We start from the raw sequence: 25,820 nt of genomic DNA on the forward strand, positions 1-25,820 counted from the left end.
TCATCGGCCGAAGTTGAGGGGCTGTCTAGTCCCGGTGGCTGTCGGAAAAAGCGCCGTTCTTTGTAGGAGCGAGCTTGCTCGCGAAGCACTTGAGGGCGCTACGTTAAATCAGAAAGTCTGCGTTATCGTTAACGAACATCGCGAGCAAGCTCGCTCCTACAGGGGGCGGTGTTATTCAGCGGGTAGGGTTAAGCGTTGCCCGGCCATCAACAACGTCAACCGGCTCAGGCTCATCCACGGCGAACCGGCCGCCTGGCCCTTGATCTGTGCGTCGATGCGCTGTGCTTCGAGCAGCAATTGCGCCCAGCGTTGCGCCGAGTAGCGTTGCAGGGCTTTGCTCATCAAGGGTTTTCGTTTGTCCCAGACCGGAGGTTTGGCCTGGCTGAAAGCCTTGTCCAGCGGCGTGCCCTGACTGTATTGCAGCGAAATATTGGCCAGCAGGCGCAACTCTCGGGCCAGGGCCCAGAGAATCACCGGCGGCTCGACGCCTTCACCGCGCAACCCTTCGAGCATGCGCAAGGCATGGGCTGCTTCACCATTGAGAACCGCATCGGTCAGGCCAAAGACGTCGAAGCGCGCACTGTCGGCCACCGCAGCCTGCACGGTCTCAACGGTGATCTGACCCCCTTCGGCCATCAGTTTGAGCTTTTCGATTTCCTGGGCGGCGGCCAGCAAGTTGCCCTCGACCCGTGCCGCAATCAGCTCAACGGCGTCCTGGCTGGCGGAAAGCCCGGCCTGGGACAAGCGTTGGCGGATCCAGCTTGGCAGTTGGGCGACATCGACCGGCCAGATCTGCACGAACTGGGTCTGTTGTCCTTCGACCAGCGCCTTGCCCCACTTGGTTTTCTGAGCGCTGCCATCGAGTTTCGGCAAGCTGATCAGCAGCACGGTGTCGTCGGCCGGGCGCGAGCAGTACTCGATCAGCGCGGCGGCGCCCTTGTCGCCGGGTTTGCCGGACGGCAGGCGCAGTTCCAGCAGGCGCTTTTCGGCGAACAGCGACATGCTGGCGCCGGCTTGCAGCAGCGTCCCCCAGTCGAAACTGGCGTCGGCGGCAAACACCTGGCGTTCATCGAATCCCTGCTGGCGGGCGGCAGCGCGAACAGCGTCGGCCGCCTCCTGGCACAACAACGGGTCATCGCCGCTGATGATATAGACCGGCGCAAGGGCGCCTTGCAGGTGTTTGGCGAGTTGGGCGGGGGCGAGTTTCATAAGAGAGGGCGAACGGGGCGCACAGGCGCCCCGTAAGTCTTACTGCTGTGGCAGTTCGACAGGCGACTGACGCGGGGTATCCGCTTCAGCCTTCTTTGCTGCTTCCAGCGCCGCGGCGTCAGCCTTGGCCTTGGCTTCGGCAGTCTGCTGCAACTGGTCCAGTTGGGTGGGGTTCAGTTGTTCCAGGCGCAGCATCATGCGTTGAACCAACTCCCGGCGGCCTTCTGTGCGGGCCGTTGCGGCTTCCTGGTCGGACCCCACCAGGTTGTTGCCGTCGTGCATATAGATCTTCTGCACTTCAAGCTTGTCGCTCAACAGGGGCAGATCGCCGCGACCACGGATGTCGTAGTTCAACACGGTGGTTATCTGGTACTCGCCGGCACGACCGGCACCTGCGTAGCTGAGGATGCGCTGGCTTTCCTGTTCATTGGTCAGTACCAGCTTGTAAGGAGCGCCGGTATAGACGTTGACGCCGCTGCCAATCAGTACCTGACGCAACTGGGTAACGGTTGGGCCATAAGCGTTACGGGCGCTCAGGTCGAGTTCCTTGATCGCCAGTTCATTGGTGCCGGTGCCGCGCAGCTGGAAACCGCAGGCGCTCAGCAGAACCGCGAGGCCCATCACCAGCAGATTGCGTTTGATCATCTTGTTGCTCCCCTTGAAACCATGTGGGCCGATCAAGCGGCCCGAAAGGTTTTACTCGGCGCCAGGCTCACCTGGCGCCTGATCCAATTAGCTGGCGACGATATTGACCAGTTTCCCGGGCACTACGATCACTTTACGAATGGTCAGACCGTCGACGAAGCGCAGCACGTTCTCGTTGGCACGGGCGGCGGCTTCGACTTCTTCACGGCTGGCACTGGCCGGCATTTCGATGTGGCCACGCAGCTTGCCGTTGACCTGAATCACCAGTTGCAGGCTGTCCTGTACCAAAGCGCTGTCATCCACCACCGGCCAACCGGCGTCGATCACAGGATCGGCGTGACCCAGTTGATTCCACAGCTCGTGGCTGATGTGCGGCGTGATCGGAGCCAGCAGCAGAGTCACGGTTTCCAGGCCTTCGTGAATCAGTGCACGATCCTGGTCGGTGCCTTGCGCGGCTTTTTCCAGTACGTTCATCAGCGTCATCACTTGAGCGATGGCGGTGTTGAACTTGTGGTTCTGGCCGACGTCCTGGCTGGCCTGCTTGATGGCCAGGTGGATCGAGCGACGAACGGCTTTCTGCTCGTCGTTCAGGCTGGCGACGTCCAGTTTGCCCGGCAGGCCCTGAGTGACGTGGGCTTGAGCCAGACGCCAGACGCGCTTGAGGAAACGGTGCGAACCTTCGACGCCGGAGTCGGACCATTCCGCGCTCATGTCAGGTGGCGAGGCGAACATCATGAACAGGCGGCAGGTGTCTGCTCCGAACTGGTCGATCATCGACTGTGGGTCGACGCCGTTGTTCTTCGACTTGGCCATCTTCTCGGTGCCACCGATTTCCACCGGCAAGCCGTCGGCTTTCAACTTGGCGCTGATGACCTTGGCCTTGCTGTCACGCTCAAGCTCGACGTCCGCCGGGTTGAACCAGGTGTAAGCGCCATTGGCTTCGCGGCGGTAGTAAGTCTCGGCGATCACCATGCCCTGGGTCAGCAGGTTCTTGAACGGCTCGTTGGAGCTCACCAGGCCTTCGTCGCGCATCAGCTTGTGGAAGAAGCGCGCGTAGAGCAGGTGAAGAATCGCGTGTTCGATACCGCCGATGTACTGATCCACCGGCAGCCAGTGGTCGGCCGCCGATTTTTCCACCAGGCCGCCTTCAAAGTGCGGCGAGGCGTAGCGGGCGTAGTACCACGAGGACTCGACGAAGGTGTCCATGGTGTCGGTTTCACGCTTGGCAGGCTGGCCGCATTTAGGGCAGCTGCACTCGTAGAACTCGGGCATGCGCGCCAGTGGCGAACCGGCGCCATCGGGTACGACGTCTTCCGGCAGCACGACAGGCAGTTGATCTTCCGGTACCGGCACGTCACCGCAGGTGCCGCAGTGGATGATCGGGATCGGGCAGCCCCAGTAACGCTGACGGCTGATGCCCCAGTCGCGCAGGCGGAATTGGGTACGCGAGGCGCCCAGTTCTTTCTTGATCAGTGCGACTTCGATAGCGTCGAAGGCGCCCGCGAAGTCCAGGCCGTCGAACTCGCCGGAATTGATCAGCGTGCCGTACTCGCCGTAGGCGTCTTGCCATGGCGCCGGGTTGCTGTCGCCGGAGCTGGTGCGAACCACGGATTTGACCGGCAGGTTGTATTTGTGGGCGAATTCGAAATCGCGCTCGTCGTGGGCAGGAACCGCCATGACCGCACCGTCGCCGTAATGCATCAGCACGTAGTTGGCGACCCATACCGGTAGCTTTTCACCGGTCAGTGGGTGCTCAACGAACAGGCCGGTCGGCAGGCCTTTTTTCTCTTGAGTCGCAACGTCGGCTTCCGCAACGCTGCCGCCCTTGCATTCAGCGATGAACGCTTGCAGCTCAGGGTTGTTCTGTGCGGCCAGGGTCGCCAGGTGGTGCTCGGCGGCGACGGCGACGTAGGTCGCGCCCATCAGGGTGTCCGGACGGGTGGTGAAGACTTTCAGCGCGCCCGCTTCGCCGATGGAATCGACGTTGTACGGGAACTGCACTTCCATGCCGCGGGACTTGCCGATCCAGTTGCGCTGCATGGTCTTGACCTGTTCAGGCCAGCCAGTCAGTTCGTCCAGGCTCTCCAGCAGTTCATCCGCGTAGGCGGTGATCTTGAAGTAGTACATCGGGATTTCGCGCTTTTCGATCAGCGCGCCGGAACGCCAGCCGCGACCGTCGATCACCTGTTCGTTGGCCAGAACGGTCTGGTCGACCGGATCCCAGTTCACGGTGCCGCTTTTTTTGTAGATCACGCCTTTTTCGAACAGGCGGGTGAACAGCCATTGTTCCCAGCGGTAGTAATCAGGCTTGCAGGTGGTCACTTCACGCGACCAGTCCACCGCCAGGCCCAGGCTGCGCAGCTGGGATTTCATGTAGGCAATGTTTTCGTAGGTCCACTTGGCGGGCGCTACGTTGTTCTTCATCGCGGCGTTTTCCGCCGGCATGCCGAAGGCGTCCCAACCCATGGGTTGCAGAACGTTCTTGCCTTGCATGCGCTGGTAGCGGGAGATCACGTCGCCGATGGTGTAGTTGCGCACGTGCCCCATGTGTAGCTTGCCGCTGGGGTAAGGGAACATCGACAGGCAGTAGTAAGTCTCCTTGCCTGGCTGTTCACTGACTTCAAAGGACTTTTGCTCGTCCCAGAACGACTGGGCGGCGGCTTCGATTTCACGGGGCTGATATTGTTCGTGCATGGCTACTTTTGAACTGAATAGGGGTGGCCTAATCCTCTTCAATGCAACGCTGGACGGTGAACACGCCGCATTGGCGTTTTCGATGTCCAGCCGAGCTGGAAGTGGAGTTACAGGAAGCGCCGTAGCATACATGACCGCGCTCTACCGAGGGAAACCCTGATTGCTGCCGCGCGTCCCGCAAAACCGCCGCGAGGGCCGTTGGTCGCGGCGCTCAGCCGGTTTGTTCATGGAAGCTAAGCTCTAACTGGGGAGTAGGTCTTATCTTCCAATGAGGTGAGGGATGGTTGAGTCACAGCAAAAAGCTACAAAACCGGAGCTGTACGAAAGGCTGATCGATCGTTTGGCCCTGGCCTTGGAAGCGGCAAGAACTGCTGGCCGGTTGCGCGACGTACGCCCTCTGGAACTGGAACTGCGTGGCCTGAGCTCCGCAGAGTTTGCATTGATCAAGGCGTATCTGGATCGCAGTGAGCGTGAGACGCACGGATGCTTGTCAGAGGCGATAAAGCAACTCGACGCACCACGTTCGGCCAAGATCATCTGGCTCAAGGACAAGGTTCCCGGCAGAGACGCGGTAAAGGTCCGGTCTTTGCAGTTCAAATAAGACGCAGAGCCGTGCTCAATTGTTTTTTGAAGCATAGTTCTTCTGTATTGATTGTCGCATTGCGCTAACCCACTTAGGCTTCGGGCATCTCCAGGAGATGCTCGATGCCTTTTCGTTACTTTGTAAAACAACTTCTTTTGCCCCCCGGCATTCTATTGCTGCTGCTTTTGCTTGCCTGGTGGTTGCGCCGCTCAAGGCCAAGGCTCGCCGGTGTGTGCTTTGCACTGGGGCTGGGTGGCCTTTGGCTGATGAGCCTGCCGGTGGTGGTGCAGTGGAGTGCCAGCCTGCTCGAGCGCGAGCCACCGCTGGCCCGCGACGAATGGGCAGTGCTGGGGCAGCGCGCGGACGCCATCGTCGTCCTTGGTTCCGGACGCGAGCGCGGTGACGTGGCCTGGGGGGCCGACCAGCCCACGGGTGTAGGCCTGGAGCGCCAGCGCTTTGCCGCGCGACTGACCAAGGCTTCCGGCCTGCCGGTACTGACCAGCGGCGGCTTGCATTACGGCACTCCGCCAAGCGAAGCGCAGATGATGGCTGACTCCTTGCGCGACGATTTTGGCGTGACCGTGCGCTGGCAGGAAGGGCACAGCCGCACGACCTGGGAAAATGCGCAGTTCAGCGCCCAGGTGTTGCTGCCACAGGGCATCAAACGTGTGGTGCTCGTGACTCATGCCGGGCATATGCCACGAGCGGTCTGGAGCTTCCGCAAGGCCGGGTTTGAGGTGGTGCCGGCGCCGGTAGGGTTTCTGAGCGGCGACAATGCGCGGCCACTGGGAGGCTGGATGCCGGAATTCAAGGCGATCTGGCAGAACGGGCAGTTGATGAACGAGGCGGTGGGGCAGATCGGTTATTCGTTGTTTTACTGAAGTGATGTCTGGGCTGGTTGATGAGGTGCCTGGGATGCCGCCTTCGCGAGCAAGCCCGCTCCCACACTGGATCTAAGTCGGTCTCTGTATTTGTGTACGACGCCGATCAAATGTGGGAGCGGGCTTGCTCGCGAAGCTTTTAAACGGTTTTAGCCATCCGACTGGCAACCAGCGCCCAGCCAAACAACAACACGCAGAGAATGAGCAATGGCCACGAACGCCATTCCAGGTACGGCGTGAGGTTGTGCATCGGCACCACTTCGCCATACAGGATGCCGCGTTCGAACTGCGGGATCTGATCGGTAATCTGACCGAACGGGTTGATCAGGCCGGAGACGCCGTTGTTGGTGGCGCGGATCATCCAGCGGCCGGCCTCCAGCGCACGCATCTGCGCCATCTGCAGGTGTTGCAGCGGGCCGATGGAGGTGCCGAACCAGGTGTCGTTGCTGATGGTCAGCAACAGGTCGCTGCGGGCGGCGAGGCTGGCGGCGAATTCCGGGTACACCACTTCATAACAGATGTACGGCGCGATCTGATAACCCTTGGCTTGCAGCAGCGGCTGGTCAGATGGTCCGCGGGCAAAGTCCGACATCGGCAGATCGAAGAAGGCGATCAGCCCGCGCAACAGATCCTCCAGCGGAACATATTCACCAAACGGCACCAGTTTTTGCTTGAGGTAGGTGCCGTCGCCTTCGCCGACAACGGTGATGCCATTGAAGAAGCGCTTCTCGTGGTGGACCTCCATGCGGACCGGGACGCCGGTAATCAGCGCCGATTTACGCTCGGCCGCGAAGCTGCCCATCATGTTCAGGTAGCCCTCGGCGGACTCCTTGAGCACCGGGATCGCCGTTTCCGGCCAGATGAGAAGGTCGACTCGCCTGGAGCTGAAACTCATGTCGCGATACAGCGCCAGTTGCGCGTTGAGCTGCGTCGGGTCCCACTTCATGCTTTGTTCGATGTTGCCCTGAATGGCGGCGACGCTCAGTGGCGGGCCCGACGGGCTGGTCCAGGCGTGGTGCTTGAGCGCGATGCCGGCCAGCCACGGGCCGACCAGCAGCAAAACACCGGCTGCGATGAAGCCTTTGCGCCCCGTGCGAACCAGGCGAAAGCCGTTGTAGATCAATGCAGCTGTCAGGGCCAGGGTGAAGGAAATCAGCCACATCCCGCCGACAGGCGCGAGCCCGGCCAACGGGCCATCGAGCTGGCTGTACCCGGAATACAGCCACGGGAAGCCTGTCAGGAACCAGCCGCGGAAGGCTTCCTGGCCGACCCACAGCGCTGCGAAGGCCAGGGCGTCGGCCAGCGGCGCTTCATTTCGGCGTAGCCAGCGCGCCCATATCCAGGCGGGCAGGGCAAAGAACCAGGCAATTGCCGCCGTGAAGAGCAGCATCAGGAAACCGGCCAGCAATACCGAAGCGCCGCCGAAGTGGTGAATGCTGTAGTAGATCCAGCTGGTGCCGGCACCGAACAGGCCGAAACCGAAACACCAGCCGCGCCCTAGTGCCTGACGTGGGCTCAGCTCGCGCAGGCCGGCATAGAACAGGCCGACGGCGAGCAGTGCCAGGGGCCAGATATCGAACGGCGCCAGGGCCAGTGTGGTGATTGCACCGGCCGCCACGGCCAGCAGGTTACCGGGCCAGCCGGGGCGGGTTGTCCAGCGCATTTCAATCCTTAGCGAGCAATGGGCGTCAGGCGAAGCAAGTGAATCCGACGGCTGTCGGCGTTCAGGATGCGGAAACGGTACGGGCCGATTTCAGTGATTTCGTTACGTTTTGGCAAATGCCCGAACGCGCTCATCACCAGGCCGCCAACGGTGTCGAATTCGTCGTCGGAGAACTCGCTGTCGAAAAACTCGTTAAAGTTCTCGATCGGTGTCAGGGCCTTGATCAGGAAATCACCGCTGGGCAGCGGCTTGATGTAGCTGTCTTCTTCGACGTCGTGTTCGTCTTCGATGTCGCCGACGATCTGTTCCAGCACGTCTTCGATGGTCACCAGGCCTGCCACGCCGCCGTACTCGTCAATGACGATGGCCATGTGGTTGTGGTTGGCGCGAAACTCGCGCAGCAGCACGTTAAGGCGCTTGGACTCCGGCACGAAGGTGGCTGGGCGCAGGAGGTCCTTGATGTTGAAGCTGTCGCCGTTCTCCCTGAGGATCAACGGCAGCAAGTCCTTGGCCAGCAACACGCCCATCACGTCATCATGGCTTTCGCCGATCACCGGGTAGCGGGAGTGGGCCGAGTCGACCACGGCAGGCAGGAACTCGCGCGGTGTCTGGGTCGCCTTGATGCTGACCATCTGCGAGCGCGGGACCATGATGTCCCGGACCTGCAAGTCAGCCACCTGGATGGCGCCTTCGACGATGGCCAGTGCTTCACTGTCCAGTAGTTTGTTCTGGTGTGCATCGCGCAGCAGCTCCAGCAGCTCCTGGCGGTTTTTCGGCTCGTGGGCAAAAGCCTGGGTGAGTTTACCCAGCCATGACTTCTGCCCGTTGCTCGATCGATCTTCGCTCATAGCGATTACTCTGAATCCTTTGTTGTTTCGGTAGGGAATGCGTCGGTTTCGTCGTCCGCGTACGGATCGGGAAAGCCCAGTTCTGCAAGCAACGTTCGTTCCAGTGCTTCCATTTCTTCGGCTTCTTCGTCATCAATATGGTCGTAACCAAGCAGATGCAAGCAGCCGTGAATCACCAGGTGCGCCCAATGGGCCTTGAGCTCCTTGCCCTGTTCAGCGGCTTCGCGCTCGACCACGGCCACGCAGATCACCAGATCGCCCAGCAGCGGGATGTCGAGGAACTCATCCGGCACGTCGGCCGGGAATGACAAGACGTTAGTTGCGTAGTCCTTTTGCCGCCAGGTGTGGTTCAGCTCGCGTCCTTCGGCTTCGTCGACCAGACGAATGGTCATCTCCGAGTCGGCGGTGCGCTGGCGCAGGGCCAGTTCGCACCACTGGCGGAACTCGGCCTCGCCGGGGGCGCAGGCTTCGGTAGCGATTTGCAGGTCAAGCTCAAGCATCGCGGCGGCTATCCTTGGCGGCGGCATCATCGGCCGCTTTGGTTTCGAAGCGCTCGTAGGCTTCGACGATGCGCTGTACCAGTGGATGGCGCACGACGTCCTTGGGCTGGAAGTGGGTGAAGCTGATCCCCGGCACATCCTTGAGCACTTCAATCACGTGGTGCAGGCCGGACTTGGTGCCGCGTGGCAGGTCGACCTGGGTGATGTCCCCGGTGATGACGGCCGTGGAGCCGAAGCCGATCCGGGTCAGGAACATCTTCATTTGCTCGACCGTGGTGTTCTGGCTTTCGTCGAGAATGATGAAGCTGTTGTTCAGCGTGCGGCCGCGCATGTAGGCCAGCGGCGCGACTTCGATCACCTGGCGCTCGATCAGCTTGGCGACGTATTCGAAGCCGAGCATTTCGTAGAGCGCGTCGTAGAGCGGGCGCAGGTACGGGTCGATTTTTTGCGACAGGTCGCCGGGCAGGAAGCCGAGTTTTTCACCCGCTTCGACCGCCGGACGAACCAGCAGGATGCGGCGAATCTGCTCGCGCTCCAGTGCATCCACCGCGCAGGCGACAGCCAGGTAGGTCTTGCCGGTACCGGCCGGGCCGATGCCGAAGTTGATATCGTTACCGAGGATTTCCTTCACGTAGCGCAGCTGATTCAAGCCGCGGGGGCGAATCATGCCTTTCTTGGTGCGCAGGGCTACGGACGGTTCGGCGGGGGAGTGGTTGTCCAGCTGCTCGACGGCCGATTCCTGCAGGAACAGGTGCACCATGTCCGGCGACAGCTCGGTACCCTTGGTTTCCCGGTACAGGCGGCGCAGGAGGTTTTCCGCGGAGGTGGTGTGTTTGGGTTCGCCGATCAGCTCGAACTGGTTTCCGCGATTGCGGATCTCGATGGTCAGGCGCTGTTCGATCAAGCGCAAATGCTCGTCGAATTGCCCGCACAGATTGGCGAAGCGGCGAGCTTCAAAAGGCTCGAGGATGAAACGATGTGGTTCTATGGGTGCGTTCAAGGTCGTATTTAGCCGCCCTGGGGCAATGGTGATGAGTTCAAGGATAGCGCCAGTGGCGTGGGCGCGAAAGCTCTTAAATAAGATGCAGGAATTTGGCACTTAAACTGTGGCGAGGGGGCTTGCCCCCGTTCGACTGCGAAGCAGTCGCAAAATCTTGGGACCGCTTCGCGATCCAGCGGGGGCAAGCCCCCTCGCCACAAAAGCTCGCTCCCACAGTGGAATGCAGTGTTACTGGATCAGCGAGCCCCGCAGCGAGTGCGGCTGTGCGGCATCGATGTGCACGTCCGCGAACTGGCCGATCAGGGTCGGATTGTCGCAGCGGAAGTTGACGATACGATTATTCTCGGTCCGGCCTTGGAGCTCGCCCGGGTCTTTTTTCGAGTAATCGGTCACCAGGATTCGCTGGATAGAGCCGACCATTTGTCGGCTGATCTCGAAACCTTGCTGGTTCAAGCGATGCTGCAGGGCATTCAGACGTTCTTTCTTCAGCTCTTCCGGCGTGTCATCGGCCAGATCGGCGGCCGGTGTGCCCGGGCGCTGGCTGTAGACGAACGAGTAGGAAAAGTCGAAGCCGACGTCGGCAATCAGCTTCATGGTTTGCTCGAAGTCTTTCTCGGTCTCGCCGGGGAAGCCGACGATGAAGTCCGAGCTGATGCAGATTCCCGGCACGGCGGCGCGCAGTTTGCGCAGTTTGGATTTGTATTCAAGCGCGGTGTGGTTGCGTTTCATCGCCGCGAGGATGCGGTCCGAGCCCGATTGCACCGGCAAGTGCAGGTGCTTGACCAGCTCCGGCACGTCGGCGTGGGCCTGGATCAGGCTGTCGGAGAACTCCAGCGGGTGCGACGTGGTGTAGCGGATGCGGTCGATGCCATCGACCGCGGCGACCACGCGGATCAGTTCGGCCAGGTCGGCCAGGCGCCCGTCATGGGTGAGGCCGCGATAGCCGTTGACGTTCTGCCCCAGCAGCGTCACTTCCCGCACGCCGTTTTCGGCCAGGTGAATGATCTCGGCAATCACGTCGTCGAACGGCCGGCTGACCTCTTCACCGCGGGTGTAGGGCACCACGCAGAACGTGCAGTACTTGCTGCAACCTTCCATCACCGACACGTAAGCGCTCGGGCCGTCGATGCGGGGCTCGGGCAAGTGGTCGAACTTTTCGATTTCCGGGAACGAGACGTCGACTTGCGGCAGCTTGCTGATGCGCGCGGCGTCGATCATTTCCGGCAGGCGGTGCAGGGTCTGCGGGCCGAAGACAACGTCGACGTACGGCGCGCGATCGCGAATGGCCGCGCCTTCCTGGCTGGCCACGCAACCGCCGACGGCGATTACCATGTCCGGGTTGGCCAGCTTCAGTTCGCGCCAGCGGCCGAGCTGGGAGTAGACACGATCCTGGGCGCGTTCGCGGATCGAGCAGGTGTTGAGCAGGATCACGTCGGCGTCTTCAGCGCGAGCGGTGACTTCCAGGGCCTGATGTTCGCCCAGCAGATCGACCATGCGCGAGCTGTCGTACTCGTTCATCTGACAACCGTGGGTTTCGATGTAAAGCTTCTTGGCCATGGAATAGAGTCATCACGTGATTCAAAGAACCGCGCATTATAGGGAACATGTACCCAGGTTCCTACCGCTGCGCGTCCGATGGCTATGCTATAGTTCGCGCCCTCATTTTTATCCCCCGATGTGTTTCGCCCACCATGACCAAACGTGAAGCTCCAATCTACAAGGTGATTTTCCTCAACCAGGGCCAGGTGTTCGAAATGTACGCCAAGCAGATCTATCAAAGTGATCTGTGGGGCTTTCTGGAAGTGGAAGAGTTCGTCTTTGGCGAGCGCACGCAAGTGGTCGTCGATCCGAGCGAAGAAAAGCTCAAGGCTCAGTTCGAAGGCGTAGTGCGCAGTTTTGTGCCGATGCATTCGATCGTGCGTATCGATGAAGTCGAGCGTATGGGAACACCGAAAATCAGCGAAGCCCGTGGCGCGGTCGGCAATGTCATGCCGTTTCCGATGCCGATGCCTGAGAAGTAGACCTCTGTGGTGTGGTGAGCTTTGTGGCGAGGGGGCTTGCCCCCGTTGGGTCGCGAAGCGGCCCCAAGTCCGGCCACCGCATTCTTCCAGGCATACTGCATGTTTCAATTTTTCGACTGCTGCGCAGCCGAACGGGGGCAAGCCCCCTCGCCACAGGGGACCGAGTCGCTGTCAGGGCAGTGGCGCGAACGGCGTACGCCCATCGGCGCTCTGCAATTCCATCAAGTATTTACGGAAGATTTGCCCGAGCACCTGGGTAGCAAGCTCCAGTTCTTCGCGGGGCATCTTTTCGGTGACTTCGTCGGCGGTGTCCAGGGCCTCTTCGGCGCCGTTGACCGCCGCCATCTTCAGCAGGATGTACGCCTGAACGTTATTGGCCGGCACGCCTTCGCCGTGGAAGAACATGGTGCCGAGTTTGAATTGTGCCTGGGCGTGGCCTTGCAGCGAGGCTTTTTCGAAATAGCTCAGGGCTTGATTGAGGTCGCGCGGCGTGTTTTTGCCTTCGTAGTAGAACTCACCCAACTCGTATTGCGCTTGCGCATCCCCTTCTTCCGACGCTTTCTGGCAGGCGGCGAGCGCCTGTTCCAGGTCTTGCGGCTGGGTATTGAGGGTGCAGCGACCCATCGCTGGGATTAACAACGAGTTGCCGCCTGCTTGTGCGTGCGCGAGCAGGGGCTGAAGAAGCAACAGGCAGCCCAGTGCAAGGGTGCGGCCGGTGCGGTTCATGGGAATCGACTTACCTCTGAAGGGCGCGCGGACCCATCGAGGGATCCAATAAGCGCGCATTATGAAATAAGCAGGGCCAACCTTACAAAGTCTTTACTCGTTTTTCTGCTGCACGGGAAATTTATCGCCCACTTTGCGGGGGATTATTAGCAGATGAGTAGGAAAAATCGTGGGAACGTAGGCGAAAGCTGACGCTGGCAAGGGCCAGCGTCAGCATTTGAACGTTACTTCAAGGCCGCGAAGGCGCGCTCGGCAGCGTCCAGGGTCAGCTTCAGTTCAGCTTCGCCGTGGGCGATCGAAGTGAAACCGGCTTCGAATGCGCTCGGTGCCAGATACACGCCACCTTCGAGCATCAGGTGGAAGAAGCGGCCGAACAGGGCTGCGTCGCTGGCCATGACGTCATCGAAGGTGACGATGTCGTCGGCACCACTGAAGTACAGGCCGAACATGCCGCCGGCCTGGGTGGTCACGAACGGAATGCCGGCCGCATCGGCGCGCTGTTGCAGGCCGTCGAGCAGGCGAGTGGTGTAGTCGGTCAGCTCGGCGTGGAAGCCCGGGCGGCTGATCAGACGCAGGGTGGTCAGGCCGGCGGCCATCGCCAGCGGGTTACCGGACAGCGTACCGGCCTGGTACACCGGGCCCAGCGGGGCGATGCGCTGCATGATTTCGCGCTTGCCGCCGAAGCAGCCGACCGGCATGCCGCCACCGATGATCTTGCCGAAGGTGGTCAGGTCCGGCGTCACGCCGTAGTACGCCTGGGCACCGCCGAGGGCGACACGGAAACCGGTCATCACTTCGTCGAAAATCAGCACCACGCCGTGCTTGTCGCACAGGGTCCGCAGGCCTTCGAGGAAACCTGGAGCAGGCGGTACGCAGTTCATGTTGCCGGCCACTGGCTCGACGATGATGCAGGCCACATCCTGGCCGACTTCGGCGAGCATGGTTTCTACCGCGTCGATGTCGTTGAAGGGCAGTGTCAGGGTGTGTTTGGCGAATGCCGCCGGTACACCGGCCGAGCTCGGTACGCCTTGGGTCAGTGCGCCGGAACCGGCCTTGACCAGCAGGCTGTCGGAGTGACCGTGGTAGCAGCCTTCGAACTTGATGATGCTGTCGCGGCCGGTGAAGCCACGGGCCAGGCGAATGGCGCTCATGGTCGCTTCGGTGCCGGAGCTGACCATGCGCACCATTTCCATCGACGGCACGAGGGAGCAGACCAGGTCGGCCATCTGCGTTTCCATCTCGGTCGGGGCGCCGTAGGACAGGCCGTGCTCAAGCTGTTTGCGCACGGCGTCCAGCACGTCCGGGTGGCTGTGGCCGAGAATCATCGGACCCCAGGAACCGACGTAATCCACATAACGCTTGTCGTCTTCGTCGGTGACGTAGGCGCCTTCGGCGTGCTTGAAGAACAGTGGCGTGCCGCCGACGCTCTTGAACGCGCGAACCGGCGAGTTCACGCCACCGGGAATGTGTTTCTGGGCATTGGCAAACAGCGTTTCGGAACGAGACATGATCGGGCTCTCAGACTTTTAGTAATTCATTGAATGCGCGGGCGCGGCGGGTTACTTCAGCCGTGCTCTCGGCGCCAAACAGGCCATGCACCACGGCCAGCAGGTCGACACCATGGGCCACCAGCGGCGCGGCGTTTTCCAGGGTGATGCCACCGATCGCGCAGATCGGCAGGTGCAGTTTGCTGCGTGCCTGGTCGAGCAGGTCGAGACTGCAGGTCGGGGCGCCGGGTTTGGTGTTGGAATTGAAGAAGCGGCCGAACGCGACGTAGCTGGCGCCTTCTTTGACGGCCTGTTCGGCGAGGTCGAGTTGCGCATGGCAGGTCGAACCGATGATTGCATCGCGACCCAGCAGGGCGCGGGTCGGAGACAATGGACCATCAGTTTGACCCAAGTGCACGCCGACATTCAGGCGTGCGGCCAACTCAGCGTCATCATTGATGATCAACCGGGTGTTGTAGCGTTCGCATAAATCACGCAAGGCTTCGGCTTCGCGCAGACGACGGGCTTCGTCACTGCTCTTGTCGCGGTATTGCAGCAAGGTGACGCCGCCTTCCAGCGCCGCCTCCACGTACTTGAGCAGCTTACCCTCCAGCAAATGGCTGTCGGTAATGGCGTACAGGCCACGTAGTTTCATCGGACAAGCCTCACCGCATTACAAATAGAAGTTACGAGCAGAAATCCAGTGGCAAGCGGCGCGGCACGAACTGGCCTTTGCCCAGTTGCTCGGCATCACGCAGGGTGCGCCATGTGTAGTTAAGCGCGGTCTGCACGGCACTGGCGAGGTTTTCGCCCTGGGCCAGACGACCGGCCAGCGCACTGGCCAGGGTGCAGCCGGAACCGTGATAACTGCCCGGCAAGCGCTGGCAGGTAAAGGTTTCGCGCAGGCCGTCGCGGCTGTACAGGCGATTGTGGATTTCGGTTTCGTCGCCATGACCGCCGGTGATCAGCAGGTGTTTGACGAACGGCAGGAGTTTTTCTGCGCACTCGTCCGCGGTGCCTTCGGGCAGTTCGGCGAGGATGCGGGCTTCGGGAAGGTTGGGGGTCGCAATGATCGAAAGGGGCAGCAGGCGTTCGCGCATGGCGTAGCCGACTTCGTCCTTGCCCAGGCGTCCGCCGCCGCCAGCGCGCAGCACCGGGTCGCAGACCACCGGCAAGTGCGGGTGCGCCGAAAGCAGTTCGACCACGGTGTCGACCATTTCCAGGGAACCGAGCATGCCCAGTTTGACGGCGGCGACTTCGGAGTCGTTGAGCACGGCATTGGCCTGGGCCAGTACCCACTCACGGTCCAGGACGCGGAAGTCAGTGACATTGACGGTGTCTTGCACGGTCAGGGCGGTGACGGCCGGAGCCGCATGGCAACCCTGTGCGAGCAGGGCTTCGATATCTGCCTGCAAGCCGGCGCCACCACTTGGGTCGTGGCCGGAGAGACAGAGGACAACGGGGCGAGAGCTGTAGATATTCATGGTGCGCGAGCTTACCACCAAACAACGTTTTTCGGGTGTAACGACATCCGGTCCGGCCGATAGATTGTGGCGAAGGCGCTCACTGTTCGCAGTGCATTTTTATTATCTGATCAAGTCAACAGCTCTATCTCAATAATATTCGCTGGAACGCCCGTTCTAGAGCCTTCGTAGGAAAAATTTCAATGGTGTTTAATGGCCATCAACGGCTATGCTAGAGTGGATCCAAACCAATAACAGGTGATACCGGTTTTACGTCTGCTCAAAAGGAATGGGGGGGCTTCCTGACAGAACCGGACAGGCCACGCTGGGGCTTCAATGCGCTATTTGCTGATGTTGCTGTTGTGTTTGCCCCTCCTGGCAAACGCCGTCGAGTTCGATGAGTTCACTCAAAGCCTCCCCTTGGGCCGAACCCTGCAGGTCTATGAGGACGCAGGTGGTCAGGCGACCATCGCGGATATCCGTGCGCAATCGGCGGCCGGCAACTTCAAACCGCACCACAAAAATACGCTTAACGCCGGGTACTCGCGTTCGGTGTTCTGGCTGAAAATCGACCTGCATTACCGTCCAGCCAATCCGGCGGCGCAAAGGACCTGGCTGCTGGAACTGGCCTATCCGCCCCTCGATCATCTCGATCTCTATTTGCCCGATGCGGCCGGCAACTATCAGTTGGTCCGGCAGACCGGCGATGCCTTGCCCTTCGCCAGCCGCGAGATTCGTCAGAACAACTATCTGTTCGACCTGACGTTCAAGCCGGACCAGGCCGAAACCATATTCATGCGCTTGCAAAGCGAAGGCTCGATCCAGGCGCCGGTAACCTTGTGGTCGAGCACCGCCTACCTCGAAGAGCAGCCCGTGCGCCTCTACGTACTGGGGCTGATCTACGGCGTACTGCTGGGGATGCTGGTCTACAACCTGTTCATCTACCTCAGCGTGCGCGACACCAGTTACCTCTACTACATCTTTTATATCGCCTCGTTCGGCTTGTATCAGCTGTCGGTAAACGGTGCGGCCGTGCAGTATTTCTGGCCGGACAATCCGTGGTGGGCCAACGCTGCGACGCCGTTTTTCATCGGCTGTGCGGGGCTGTTCGGCAGTCAGTTCGCCCGCAGTTTCCTGCAGATGGCTACCCACAGTCGCTGGCTTGACCGCTTGTTGCTGGCGCTGGTTGCCTTCAGTGCGCTGGTGATCGGCCTGTCATTGATGACCAGCTATGCCTTGGCCTTGCGCCTGGCCACGGCCCTGGCGCTGACATTCACCGTGGTGATTTTTGCCGCCGGGATCTTTGCCTGGCTGCGGGGCCTGCGGGTGGCGCGGTATTTCATCATTGCCTGGTCGGCGTTTTTACTCGGTGGCATCGTCAATACGCTGATGGTGCTTGGATACCTGCCGAACGTGTTCCTGACCATGTATTCCAGTCAGATCGGCTCGGCCATCGAAGTGGCGTTGCTGTCCCTGGCGCTGGCCGACCGCATCAACGCCATGCGCGAGCAGCAGGCTCAAACCCTGTTCGACGCCAGCCAGAAGCTTGAAGTCCTCAACCAGCAACTGGCTCACAGTAACAAGCTCAAGGACGAGTTCCTTGCCACCCTGACCCACGAATTGCGCACGCCCATGAATGGTGTGATCGGTTCACTGGAGCTGATGCAGACGGTCGAGATGGACCCGGAACTCGAGTACTACCAGCAGACGGCTTCGGGGTCGGCGCGGGACATGATGCGCATGGTCAACGGCATCCTCACCCTCACCGAATTGCAGGCCGGCAAACTCAAGGCCTCGGCCGACACCTTCAGCTTGCGTGGCGTGGTCGAGGCACTGCGCACGCAGTTCGAGGGCAACGCATCGAGCAAGTCGCTGGACTTCAAGGTCGATGTCGCGCCAGGTGTGCCGGATCGCTTGCTCGGCGACAACGTCAAGATCGCGCAGTGCCTGGAATGCCTGCTGGATAACGCCATCAAGTTCACAAAGGTCGGCGGTCTGGCGCTGCGGGTGACCGGCAAGACCATCGAGCCCGACCGGCTGGCGTTGACCTTTGCGGTGATCGACACGGGCATTGGTTTCACCGATTTAGGGGAGGCCACGATGTATCAACGGTTCTTCCAGCTCGATGGCTCGATGACCCGTGAATACGGTGGCCTGGGGGTTGGCTTGGCGATTTGCCGACAGTTGGTCGAATTGCTCGGTGGGCGGCTGACTCATCGCTCCGAGCCAGGGCGCGGCAGTCGGTTTCAGCTGGATGTGGAAGTCGGGCTGCCGGAGGTCGAACGTCCGGTGACACCGTTGATGACCCGGGATTTTCCGCGCCTGCGCTTGCCTCAGGATTGTGCCGTGCTGTTGGTGGATGACAACGGCATCAGCCAGTTGGTGATGCGCGGCATGTTGCTCAAGCTGGGCTTTCGCGTACGTACGGCCAACAGCGTCGATGTCGCGCTCGATCTGTTGCAGCGCGAAGTGTTTGACGCGGTGCTGGTCGATTGTCAGTTGCCGCTGCCGGACGGTGAGTCGGTGTGCTGCCGGATCCGCGCTTTACCCGGTTATGCCGAGCTGCCGTTGTTCATGATCGCTCTGGGCGGTGACCGAGAACGTTGCCCGACCGGCGCAGTGATTGATCACTTGAGCAAACCGGTGAAATTCGAAGACTTGCAGGCCGCGCTTTACCGCCGTGTGCTCTGCCCGAAACAGGGCGAAAGCGCCGACAGTTAGGCGTATATGACACTTTGATCGGCCGAGGGGCGGTGCTTAACTGAAGTCCCTTGGCCGACCAAAGGAGCCCTGTCATGAACCTGCATCAGTTCGCCGAAACCCACGAAGTCACCAACCAGCCACCGTCACTGGACGGCGCCAACCTGTACCGCATTGACTTGCCGTTGCAGGAATGGTCGCGGCGCTTCGGGGCCGGTTGGGCCGAATCGCGGATCGACGCCTATGGCGCGCTGGCCGGTGGCCCGTTGATGGAAGCCGGGTTCCTGGCCAATCAGAACAAGCCGGTGTTCAACAGCCATGACCGGTTTGGTCATCGCATTGATCTGGTGGAGTTTCATCCGGCCTATCATCAATTAATGCGCACGGCGGTCGAACACGGCCTGACCTCGCTGCCCTGGGCGCACCCGCAGGACGGCGCCCATGTCGCCCGCGCGGCCATGACCTATTTGCATAGCCAGGCCGAGGCCGGCAGTGGATGCCCGCTGACCATGACCTTCGCCAGCGTTCCGGCCATGCGCCTGCAACCGGACCTGGCGAAAAAGTGGCTGCCGAAAATCCTCGCCACCGAATACGACCCGCGCAATGTCGGCATGGTCCACAAGGCTGGAGTCACCATCGGCATGGCCATGACCGAGAAGCAGGGGGGTACCGACGTGCGGGCCAATACCACCAAGGCCTATCCGGTCGGCGCCAGCGGTCCGGGCCAGGCCTATGAACTTGTGGGGCACAAGTGGTTTTGCTCGGCGCCGATGTGTGACGCCTTCCTGACACTGGCGCAGACCGACAAGGGCCTGACCTGTTTCCTGTTGCCGCGCCATCGTCCGGACGACACGCGCAATCAGTTCTATATCCAGCGCTTGAAGAACAAGCTCGGCAACTGCTCCAACGCTTCCAGCGAAGTGGAGTTCCGTGGAGCACTGGCGTGGATGGTCGGTGAAGAGGGCCGTGGCGTTCCGACGATCATCGAGATGGTCGCCATGACCCGCTTCGATTGCATGGTCGGTTCCAGTTCGCTGATGCGCCAGGCGCTGACTCAGGCCAGCCATCACTGCGCTCACCGATCGGTTGGCGGCAAACTGCTCAGCGAACAGCCGTTGATGCAGAACGTGCTGGCGGATCTGGCGCTGGAAAGCGAAGCGGCCCTGGCGTTGAGCCTGCGCATGGGCCGGGCGCTGGATCATCTGGATGATTCGCAGGAAGCCAAATTCGCCCGCCTGGTGACGGCGGTGGGCAAGTACTGGATCTGCAAACGGGCGCCGGCGATGATCAACGAAGCGGCCGAATGCATGGGCGGCGCGGGTTATGTCGAAGACAGCATCCTGCCGCGGCTTTACCGCGAGGCGCCGGTGAATTCGACCTGGGAAGGCTCCGGTAATGTGCAGTGCCTCGACGTGCTGCGTGCCCTGTCGAAAGAACCAGGCGTGCTCGATGCGCTGTTCAGCGAGTTGGGCGATGGCCATGGCGACAAGCGCCTGGCTGCGCACATCCATCAATTGCAGGCGGCCTTCAAGGACACCAGCGACATCCAGTACCGCGCCCGGCAACTGACTGAAGACATTGCCCTGGGGCTGCAGGCGAAGCTGTTGCTGGAAGCCGGGAATGCGGTGGTCAGTGATGCGTTTATTGCCAGTCGCCTGGATGGCGGCGGCCGAGTGTATGGCGCGTTACCACGAGGGCTGGACGTGGAAGCGATTGTCGCGCGCTCGACTCCGCAGGGCTTCTGATCACCACTTGGCCCCATGTGGGAGCGGGCTTGCTCGCGAATGCGGTTTCACATTCAACATTGATGTGGCTGAAAGACCGCTATCGCGAGCAAGCTCGCTCCCACAGTTGTTCTCTGTACTCAGTCAATGCCACTGTTCCCGTGAAGCGACGATGCAGGCAAGATGAAGGTCTGCAAGTCAGAACACAGGATGCTGATCGTGACCGAAGCTTTTATTGTCGTTCAAACCGCCGAGCAAGCCGTGGATCGGCTTGCGCTCTTGCACAATCGTGCAACCACCGCGTTGAGCCAGGCGCTCAAGCGCTACCTCAAGGATCGCGTCGAGCCCGATGCCGAACAGCGCTCGATGTTCCGCTATCCCGAATTGCGCCTGACCTATCACTGCCAGGGCGAAGTCCCGCAGACCACCCGTGCCTACGCCAAGGTCCAGCTGCCGGGCACCTACAGCGTCACCGTCACCCATCCCTCGGCTTTCCGTAAATACCTGCTGGAACAGCTGGTTCCGCTGATGCACGACTTCACCGTGACCGTGGAAGTCGGAGTCAGCCAGCAGAACATCCCGTATCCGTATGTGGTCGAGCAGGGCGATGAGCTGGCGGGCTCCGGCGTCACCGCCGCCGTACTGGCGCGGGTGTTCCCGAGTACCGACCTGTCGGCGGCGACCGACGGCATTGCCGACGGTCTGTACGATTGGGAAAACACCGATCCGCTGCCCCTGGCGCTGTTCGATGCCGCGCGGGTGGATTTCTCCCTGCGCCGACTGGTGCATTACACCGGCAGCGACTGGCGGCATGTGCAGCCGTGGATTCTGCTGACCAACTATCACCGCTACGTCGACCAGTTCATCGTCCATGGTCTGGAGCAACTGCGCAACGACCCGCGTTTCGTGCGCATGGTGCTGCCGGGCAACGTGATCATCGAAAAGAGCATGGATCACGGCGAAGCCTCGGCGATTGCCGCCGGGGTGGTCTGGCACCGCTACCAGATGCCGGCCTATCACCTGATCGCCAGCGATGGCCACGGCGTAACCCTGGTCAACATCGGTGTCGGCCCGTCCAACGCCAAGAACATCACCGACCACCTGGCCGTGCTGCGCCCGCACTGCTGGCTGATGATCGGTCACTGCGGCGGCCTGCGTCAGTCGCAGACCATTGGCGACTACGTGCTGGCCCACGCCTACATGCGTCGCGACGGGATTCTCGACCGGGTGGTGCCGCCGAACATACCAATTCCGGCGTTGGCCGAAGTGCAGCTCGCGCTTCAGCAAGCGGCGGCCAACGTCACCGGCGAGAAGGGCGACGAACTGAAGAAACGCCTGCGTACCGGCACCGTGCTGACCTACGACGACCGTAACTGGGAGCTGCGCTGGGCGCAGGAGCGGCCGCTGATCAACCTGTCCCGCGCCGTGGCGGTGGACATGGAAAGCGGCACCATTGCCGCGCAGGGTTATCGCTTGCGGGTGCCGTACGGCACGTTGCTGTGCGTCTCGGACAAGCCGCTGCACAGCGAAATCAAGTTGCCGGGCTCGGCCAACGCTTTCTATGAGCGCGCGGTCAGCCAGCACCTGAAGATCGGTATCGAGGCGGTGGATCTGTTGCGCACCGAACTCAACTCGCTGCACTCGCGCAAACTGCGCAGCTTCGACGAGCCGCCGTTCCGCTAACGGTTTGTCATGGTCATTTGGCGGTCAGGGCACTAGCATTAGCAGCCCTGACCGTTAGATGTTGTTTTGCCCATGTCGCGTCCATCTCGTCCACCTTCCCGTCGCCCCGGCGCGAAGCCATCCCCATCAGCCCCGCGCCGTGTCGCCAAGGCACCACCAGCCGAGCCGAAGCTGATCCTGTTCAACAAACCTTTCGATGTGCTGACGCAATTCAGCGACGGCGAAGGGCGCGCGACCCTCAAGGATTACATCGATGTACCGGGCATCTATCCGGCCGGACGGTTGGACCGCGACAGCGAAGGCTTGTTGCTGCTGACCAACGACGGCCAGCTACAGGCGCGGATCGCCGACCCGAAACACAAGCTGGCCAAGACCTATTGGGTGCAGGTCGAGGGCGAGCCGAACACCGAACAGTTGCAGCGCTTGCGCGACGGCGTCGAATTGAATGACGGCATGACCTTGCCCGCCGAGGTACGGCAACTGGACGAGCCTGAGCTGTGGCCGCGCAATCCGCCGGTTCGCTTCCGTAAAAGCGTGCCGACCAGCTGGCTGGAGTTGGTGATTCGCGAAGGGCGCAACCGGCAGGTGCGGCGCATGACCGCTGCGGTCGGGTTGCCGACCTTGCGCCTGGTGCGAGTCAGGATCGGCGACTGGACGATCGAAGGGCTCGATCAGGGACAGTGGAAAGAAGTACCGGCGCGCTTATAAAGTGCCGGATTCGATCAGGCCGATGACCACACTTTTGATCACGAATGCAGCAACACCAAGGCCGAGCACGAAGAACAGAATGAACGAGCCAAAGCGCCCGGCCTTGGACTTCTTCGCCAGATCCCAGACGATGAAACCCATGAAAATGATCAGGATCGTGACCAGTCCGGTCAACATCCACTCTTCGAATACTGCAGGATCCATCGAACATCTCCAGCACAGGCGAGGCTAAAAGGGCGCGGCGAGTATACGCCGCACTGGCTTCGTGCAGTATTGACCTGCGTCGGTGTGTCGCAGTCATTCGTCGCCTGTGCCGGCCCCATCGCGAGCAAGTTCGCTCCCACAAAGTTTTGTGTTGAGCGCAGTATCGTGATCCATACAAAACCTGTGGGAGCGAGCTTGCTCGCGATGGCGTCCTCAGCTGCGCAGATGAGTCAAAGGCAGTTCGGTGCTGTTCAACACCTGATTCAACACAAAACTCGATCGCACGCTGGTCACGCCTTCAATCCGCGTCAGATGCCCCAGCAGCAGTTTCTGGTAGTGATCCATGTCCGGCACCACGACCTTGAGCTGATAGTCGGCATCCATCCCGGTCACCAGGCTGCATTCGAGCACTTGGGGCAGGGTGCGGATGGCCGCTTCGAAATTCTCGAAACGCTCCGGCGTGTGACGGTCCATGCCGATCAGCACGTAGGCGGTCAGGCTCAGGCCCAGCATCTTGCGGTCGAGCAGGGCGACCTGGCGGGAAATGTAGCCGTCGTCTTCCAGTTGCTTGACCCGCCGCGAGCACGGCGAAGGCGAAAGGCCGATGCGCTCGGCCAGCTCCTGGTTGGAGATGCGTGCGTCGCGCTGCAATTCCGCCAGAATACTCAGGTCGTAACGGTCGAGCTTGCTCATCAATCGGTCCTTTGTCGTAACTATTGCGGAGGATTATGTATCTAGGGTTAAAAATTGCGCAAGTGATGTTTAATTCAGCAATCTTCGCAATCCTCTGCCGACGCTCCCGGCCTATTCTTATCACCAGAATCACTGCTCGGACAAACAGTCCAGTGCGGCTCGCCGAATCAGGCCCGCCGCGGTCGCCACCCCCACCGGGGATGTGCCGGCCCCCGAGCTACACACTGTCCAGAAGACGGCGTGAGGTGAGCCGACGCCACAAGTGTCGAGCCAGGACGAAGTTCTCCAAGGGGAGGCCGACGGGTCTCCCCTTTTTCTTGCGTGGAATTTGACCCGCTGGCCTCAATAAATAAGTTGTGTGACAGATAACCTGTCGCAGAACCGGCCAGCGCTTTCCCAGTCTTAAGTACAGGCCCTTACCCGCAATGAGGTAAAGCATGAAATCGCGCATCTGGCGTTTGGCCGGTGTTGGTTTGTTGTGCGTCAGTGTCTCGGTGCAAACGATGGCCGATGAGCCGCAAAACCGTGGCCATGATGGCGGGCAACGCGGCCAGGGTGGGCATCAGGGCGATAACCAGGGCCGTGGTGGCGGTGACCAGCCGCATCCGCAAAACGGCCAGCAGCAGAATCAGCCCCGGGCGCAGAACAAGGACAACCGCCAGAAAGAGCACGGCGGCCAGAATCAACGTCAGGACAATGACCAGAGGCAGAGCCGTCCAGCACCGGATTTCAACAGCCAGGTGCGCTCGCCGCCGCCACCGCCGCAGATGCCGGCCACTGACATGCCAATCCAGCCCCGGCCCGACACCGTGCGCCAGACCCAGGAGCCGCAGCGCGGTTACTACCAGGACCAGCCACGTCGCAACGATGACAAACAGCGCTGGAGTGGTTACACCGTCGCACCGTCCTATGACAATCACGGGCAGGGGCGCCCGAGTGGGCGCGGTAACGGCTGGGGGCCTGGCCCCAGGTATCGTCCCGGTCATGTGATCGACCGCTTTCCCGAGCGCGACTACCGTGTGCCTTACCGTGGCATGGATTACTTCTATTCCGGTGGCTACTGGTATCGCCCGCTGGGCCCGCGTTACGTGGTGGTGCAGCCACCGCGCGGGATTCGTGTCAGGTACCTGCCCGATTACGCCGAGCAGGTATGGATCGGCGGGGCGCTGCTGTTCCTGGCGGCCGGTTCCTATTACGCCTATCAGCAAAGCACTCAGGATTACGTCGTGGTCGAACCGCCGGTTGGCCAACCGCAACCACCCGCTGGCAACAGCGGTTATGACGTGGAGGCGTATCCAGCCAACGGGCAGTCGCCGGAGCAGGTCAGTCGGGACGGTTACGAGTGTTATCAATACGCGGTGCAGCAGAGTGGTTTCGATCCACGAACCGCCACCTACCAGCCAGACCCGTCGGTGGTGCAAGCCTACCGACAGGCCCAGGGTAACTGCCTGAGCAGTCGCGGTTATCAGGTGACTTACTGATCCCGCGCGGCTTTCACCACTTCCTGAGGGTCGGCGTGCACCAGCACTTCGGCCCGCGGGTAGGCGGTGTGAATGGCGGCGGCAGCCTGATCGCTGATGCCATGGGCAACGGATAACGTCAGCTCCCCCGGCAGCTCCAGATGCAACTGCACAAACCACTGGTTGCCGGAGATCCGCGTGCGCAGGTCATGGGCACCCAATACGCCGGGGACGCTGCACGCCAATTCCAGCATGTGCTGGCTGACCTCCGGCGGCAGTTCTTCATCCATCAACACCGCGAAGCTCTCCCTGGCGATCTGCACCGCGCTCCACAGAATGTAGACGGCGATTCCCAGGCCGAACCAGGGGTCGACCTGATGCAGTCCAAACCCGGCCAACACCAGCGCGATCAGAATGCTGCCGTTGAGCAGCATGTCCGAGCGGTAGTGCAGGGAGTCGGCGCGCACCGCGTTGGAGCCGGTGGCCTTGACCACCCGATGTTGAAACATCAACAACGCCAGGGTCAGCACGAGGGAAAACACAATCACGCCGATACTGATCCACGGCGCGCCCACGGGCTCGGGATGCTTCAACCGATCGTAGGCCTGCAACGCGATCAGTACCGCACTGCCGCCGATGAACAACGCCTGGGCCATGCCCGCCAATGACTCGGCCTTGCCGTGCCCGTAGCGATGATCATTGTCGGCCGGGCGCAGGGCGTAATGCACCGCCAGCAGGTTGAGCAATGACGTGACGCCGTCGAGTGTCGAGTCGGTGAGCCCGGCGAGCATGCTCACCGAGCCGCTCAACCACCAGGCGATGGCTTTGGCGACGATCAGGATGCATGCCACCGCCACCGAGGCACGGGTCGCCAGCCGCAGCAGGCGGGCGTGTTCGGAGCTGGAGGTCATAGGGGCCATCGTTCCTT

23 protein-coding genes are annotated in these 25,820 nt (G+C 61.2%); 8 read left to right on the top strand and 15 right to left on the bottom strand.

The window, feature by feature from the left end; translation table 11 throughout:
- Positions 1-171: 171 nt before the first annotated feature.
- The 3 genes from holA to leuS all read right to left on the bottom strand — a co-directional run bounded on the left by holA (position 172) and on the right by leuS (position 4,548).
- The gene (gene holA / locus KGB20_RS03220) at positions 172-1,209 is read right to left on the bottom strand and encodes a DNA polymerase III subunit delta (RefSeq protein WP_150814337.1); all 1,038 of its coding nucleotides are present in this window, start codon (positions 1,207-1,209) and stop codon (positions 172-174) included.
- A 39-nt stretch (positions 1,210-1,248) separates the two neighbouring features.
- The gene (gene lptE / locus KGB20_RS03225; RefSeq protein ID WP_150814336.1) at positions 1,249-1,854 is read right to left on the bottom strand and encodes an LPS assembly lipoprotein LptE; all 606 of its coding nucleotides are present in this window, start codon (positions 1,852-1,854) and stop codon (positions 1,249-1,251) included.
- An 87-nt stretch (positions 1,855-1,941) separates the two neighbouring features.
- Positions 1,942-4,548, bottom strand: coding sequence for a leucine--tRNA ligase (gene leuS / locus KGB20_RS03230; RefSeq protein ID WP_150814335.1), 2,607 nt, complete (start codon positions 4,546-4,548; stop codon positions 1,942-1,944).
- A 280-nt stretch (positions 4,549-4,828) separates the two neighbouring features.
- Here leuS and KGB20_RS03235 point away from each other — a divergent pair, with 280 nt between their 5' ends.
- Together KGB20_RS03235 and KGB20_RS03240 are read left to right on the top strand one after the other, a co-directional pair.
- The gene (locus KGB20_RS03235; protein WP_057713165.1) at positions 4,829-5,149 is read left to right on the top strand and encodes a hypothetical protein; all 321 of its coding nucleotides are present in this window, start codon (positions 4,829-4,831) and stop codon (positions 5,147-5,149) included.
- A gap of 104 nt (positions 5,150-5,253) precedes the next feature.
- A complete protein-coding gene (locus tag KGB20_RS03240; RefSeq protein ID WP_154910638.1) occupies positions 5,254-6,012 on the top strand; it encodes a YdcF family protein in 759 nt (252 codons plus the stop codon).
- Between the two features lie 139 nt (positions 6,013-6,151).
- Here KGB20_RS03240 and lnt read toward each other — a convergent pair whose 3' ends face one another.
- The 5 genes from lnt to miaB all read right to left on the bottom strand — a co-directional run bounded on the left by lnt (position 6,152) and on the right by miaB (position 11,580).
- Positions 6,152-7,675: an apolipoprotein N-acyltransferase gene (gene lnt, locus KGB20_RS03245; protein WP_154910639.1), complete on the bottom strand. Its 1,524-nt coding sequence runs from the start codon at positions 7,673-7,675 to the stop codon at positions 6,152-6,154.
- Positions 7,676-7,683: 8 nt separating this feature from the next.
- Complete coding sequence (locus KGB20_RS03250) at positions 7,684-8,523, bottom strand: HlyC/CorC family transporter (protein WP_046028710.1); 840 nt, start codon at positions 8,521-8,523, stop codon at positions 7,684-7,686.
- Between the two features lie 5 nt (positions 8,524-8,528).
- A complete protein-coding gene (ybeY, locus tag KGB20_RS03255) occupies positions 8,529-9,023 on the bottom strand; it encodes an rRNA maturation RNase YbeY (protein WP_154862122.1) in 495 nt (164 codons plus the stop codon).
- Complete coding sequence (locus KGB20_RS03260) at positions 9,016-10,023, bottom strand: PhoH family protein (protein ID WP_008022966.1); 1,008 nt, start codon at positions 10,021-10,023, stop codon at positions 9,016-9,018. The genes ybeY and KGB20_RS03260 overlap by 8 nt, the downstream gene beginning before the upstream one ends.
- A gap of 228 nt (positions 10,024-10,251) precedes the next feature.
- Complete coding sequence (gene miaB / locus KGB20_RS03265) at positions 10,252-11,580, bottom strand: tRNA (N6-isopentenyl adenosine(37)-C2)-methylthiotransferase MiaB (protein WP_015096961.1); 1,329 nt, start codon at positions 11,578-11,580, stop codon at positions 10,252-10,254.
- 134 nt (positions 11,581-11,714) lie between these two features.
- On the opposite strand from miaB, the gene KGB20_RS03270 reads away from it, so the two are divergent.
- Complete coding sequence (locus KGB20_RS03270) at positions 11,715-12,044, top strand: DUF1820 family protein (RefSeq protein WP_008052403.1); 330 nt, start codon at positions 11,715-11,717, stop codon at positions 12,042-12,044.
- A gap of 171 nt (positions 12,045-12,215) precedes the next feature.
- Here KGB20_RS03270 and KGB20_RS03275 read toward each other — a convergent pair whose 3' ends face one another.
- From KGB20_RS03275 to KGB20_RS03290, 4 genes are all read right to left on the bottom strand, one after another.
- Complete coding sequence (locus tag KGB20_RS03275) at positions 12,216-12,770, bottom strand: tetratricopeptide repeat protein (RefSeq protein WP_057713169.1); 555 nt, start codon at positions 12,768-12,770, stop codon at positions 12,216-12,218.
- Positions 12,771-12,994: 224 nt separating this feature from the next.
- Positions 12,995-14,278: a glutamate-1-semialdehyde 2,1-aminomutase gene (hemL, locus tag KGB20_RS03280; RefSeq protein WP_056728829.1), complete on the bottom strand. Its 1,284-nt coding sequence runs from the start codon at positions 14,276-14,278 to the stop codon at positions 12,995-12,997.
- Positions 14,279-14,288: 10 nt separating this feature from the next.
- Complete coding sequence (gene thiE, locus KGB20_RS03285) at positions 14,289-14,912, bottom strand: thiamine phosphate synthase (protein WP_150814330.1); 624 nt, start codon at positions 14,910-14,912, stop codon at positions 14,289-14,291.
- Between the two features lie 31 nt (positions 14,913-14,943).
- Positions 14,944-15,741 carry a hydroxymethylpyrimidine/phosphomethylpyrimidine kinase gene (locus KGB20_RS03290; RefSeq protein ID WP_057713171.1) on the bottom strand — a complete coding sequence of 266 codons (798 nt, stop codon included), beginning with the start codon at positions 15,739-15,741 and terminating at the stop codon, positions 14,944-14,946.
- 315 nt (positions 15,742-16,056) lie between these two features.
- On the opposite strand from KGB20_RS03290, the gene KGB20_RS03295 reads away from it, so the two are divergent.
- The 4 genes from KGB20_RS03295 to KGB20_RS03310 all read left to right on the top strand — a co-directional run bounded on the left by KGB20_RS03295 (position 16,057) and on the right by KGB20_RS03310 (position 22,535).
- Entirely contained in the window at positions 16,057-18,441 is a 2,385-nt protein-coding gene (locus KGB20_RS03295; RefSeq protein ID WP_154910640.1) for a hybrid sensor histidine kinase/response regulator, read from the top strand.
- 74 nt (positions 18,442-18,515) lie between these two features.
- Positions 18,516-20,165, top strand: a complete 1,650-nt coding sequence (locus KGB20_RS03300; RefSeq protein ID WP_150814328.1) for an acyl-CoA dehydrogenase family protein — start codon at positions 18,516-18,518, stop codon at positions 20,163-20,165.
- Between the two features lie 162 nt (positions 20,166-20,327).
- On the top strand, positions 20,328-21,827 hold the full coding sequence (gene amn / locus KGB20_RS03305) for an AMP nucleosidase (protein WP_173677927.1): 1,500 nt from the start codon (positions 20,328-20,330) through the stop codon (positions 21,825-21,827).
- Between the two features lie 72 nt (positions 21,828-21,899).
- Positions 21,900-22,535: a pseudouridine synthase gene (locus KGB20_RS03310; protein WP_150814326.1), complete on the top strand. Its 636-nt coding sequence runs from the start codon at positions 21,900-21,902 to the stop codon at positions 22,533-22,535.
- Here KGB20_RS03310 and KGB20_RS03315 read toward each other — a convergent pair.
- On the bottom strand, positions 22,530-22,739 hold the full coding sequence (locus KGB20_RS03315; protein ID WP_154910641.1) for a DUF2788 domain-containing protein: 210 nt from the start codon (positions 22,737-22,739) through the stop codon (positions 22,530-22,532). The genes KGB20_RS03310 and KGB20_RS03315 overlap by 6 nt on opposite strands.
- Positions 22,740-22,952: 213 nt before the next feature.
- Positions 22,953-23,432 (bottom strand): Lrp/AsnC family transcriptional regulator, encoded by a 480-nt coding sequence (locus KGB20_RS03320; RefSeq protein WP_007937367.1) that lies wholly within the window; start codon positions 23,430-23,432, stop codon positions 22,953-22,955.
- A 437-nt stretch (positions 23,433-23,869) separates the two neighbouring features.
- On the opposite strand from KGB20_RS03320, the gene KGB20_RS03325 reads away from it, so the two are divergent.
- Positions 23,870-24,913: a DUF6515 family protein gene (locus KGB20_RS03325; protein ID WP_150814325.1), complete on the top strand. Its 1,044-nt coding sequence runs from the start codon at positions 23,870-23,872 to the stop codon at positions 24,911-24,913.
- On the opposite strand, the gene KGB20_RS03330 is transcribed toward KGB20_RS03325, so the two are convergent.
- Positions 24,907-25,803: a cation diffusion facilitator family transporter gene (locus KGB20_RS03330; RefSeq protein WP_057713176.1), complete on the bottom strand. Its 897-nt coding sequence runs from the start codon at positions 25,801-25,803 to the stop codon at positions 24,907-24,909. The genes KGB20_RS03325 and KGB20_RS03330 overlap by 7 nt on opposite strands.
- Positions 25,804-25,820: the final 17 nt, after the last annotated feature.

Origin of the sequence: Pseudomonas sp. BF-R-30 (assembly GCF_019956175.1) — a bacterium.
Classification (GTDB): domain Bacteria; phylum Pseudomonadota; class Gammaproteobacteria; order Pseudomonadales; family Pseudomonadaceae; genus Aquipseudomonas; species Aquipseudomonas jessenii.

Bases quoted from the DNA above. Each gene is read 5' to 3' on its own strand.
- KGB20_RS03250 (WP_046028710.1), bottom strand. From the start codon at position 8,523: ATGAGCGAAGATCGATCGAGCAACGGGCAGAAGTCATGGCTGGGTAAA.
- KGB20_RS03270 (WP_008052403.1), top strand. From the start codon at position 11,715: ATGACCAAACGTGAAGCTCCAATCTACAAGGTGATTTTCCTCAACCAG.
- lnt (WP_154910639.1), bottom strand. From the start codon at position 7,675: ATGCGCTGGACAACCCGCCCCGGCTGGCCCGGTAACCTGCTGGCCGTG.
- miaB (WP_015096961.1), bottom strand. From the start codon at position 11,580: ATGGCCAAGAAGCTTTACATCGAAACCCACGGTTGTCAGATGAACGAG.
- KGB20_RS03300 (WP_150814328.1), top strand. From the start codon at position 18,516: ATGAACCTGCATCAGTTCGCCGAAACCCACGAAGTCACCAACCAGCCA.
- KGB20_RS03310 (WP_150814326.1), top strand. From the start codon at position 21,900: ATGTCGCGTCCATCTCGTCCACCTTCCCGTCGCCCCGGCGCGAAGCCA.
- KGB20_RS03325 (WP_150814325.1), top strand. From the start codon at position 23,870: ATGAAATCGCGCATCTGGCGTTTGGCCGGTGTTGGTTTGTTGTGCGTC.
- leuS (WP_150814335.1), bottom strand. From the start codon at position 4,548: ATGCACGAACAATATCAGCCCCGTGAAATCGAAGCCGCCGCCCAGTCG.
- KGB20_RS03240 (WP_154910638.1), top strand. From the start codon at position 5,254: ATGCCTTTTCGTTACTTTGTAAAACAACTTCTTTTGCCCCCCGGCATT.
- KGB20_RS03235 (WP_057713165.1), top strand. From the start codon at position 4,829: ATGGTTGAGTCACAGCAAAAAGCTACAAAACCGGAGCTGTACGAAAGG.
- thiE (WP_150814330.1), bottom strand. From the start codon at position 14,912: ATGAAACTACGTGGCCTGTACGCCATTACCGACAGCCATTTGCTGGAG.
- ybeY (WP_154862122.1), bottom strand. From the start codon at position 9,023: ATGCTTGAGCTTGACCTGCAAATCGCTACCGAAGCCTGCGCCCCCGGC.
- KGB20_RS03315 (WP_154910641.1), bottom strand. From the start codon at position 22,739: ATGGATCCTGCAGTATTCGAAGAGTGGATGTTGACCGGACTGGTCACG.
- KGB20_RS03320 (WP_007937367.1), bottom strand. From the start codon at position 23,432: ATGAGCAAGCTCGACCGTTACGACCTGAGTATTCTGGCGGAATTGCAG.
- lptE (WP_150814336.1), bottom strand. From the start codon at position 1,854: ATGATCAAACGCAATCTGCTGGTGATGGGCCTCGCGGTTCTGCTGAGC.
- KGB20_RS03330 (WP_057713176.1), bottom strand. From the start codon at position 25,803: ATGACCTCCAGCTCCGAACACGCCCGCCTGCTGCGGCTGGCGACCCGT.
- KGB20_RS03275 (WP_057713169.1), bottom strand. From the start codon at position 12,770: ATGAACCGCACCGGCCGCACCCTTGCACTGGGCTGCCTGTTGCTTCTT.
- holA (WP_150814337.1), bottom strand. From the start codon at position 1,209: ATGAAACTCGCCCCCGCCCAACTCGCCAAACACCTGCAAGGCGCCCTT.
- KGB20_RS03295 (WP_154910640.1), top strand. From the start codon at position 16,057: ATGCGCTATTTGCTGATGTTGCTGTTGTGTTTGCCCCTCCTGGCAAAC.
- KGB20_RS03290 (WP_057713171.1), bottom strand. From the start codon at position 15,741: ATGAATATCTACAGCTCTCGCCCCGTTGTCCTCTGTCTCTCCGGCCAC.
- amn (WP_173677927.1), top strand. From the start codon at position 20,328: ATGAAGGTCTGCAAGTCAGAACACAGGATGCTGATCGTGACCGAAGCT.
- hemL (WP_056728829.1), bottom strand. From the start codon at position 14,278: ATGTCTCGTTCCGAAACGCTGTTTGCCAATGCCCAGAAACACATTCCC.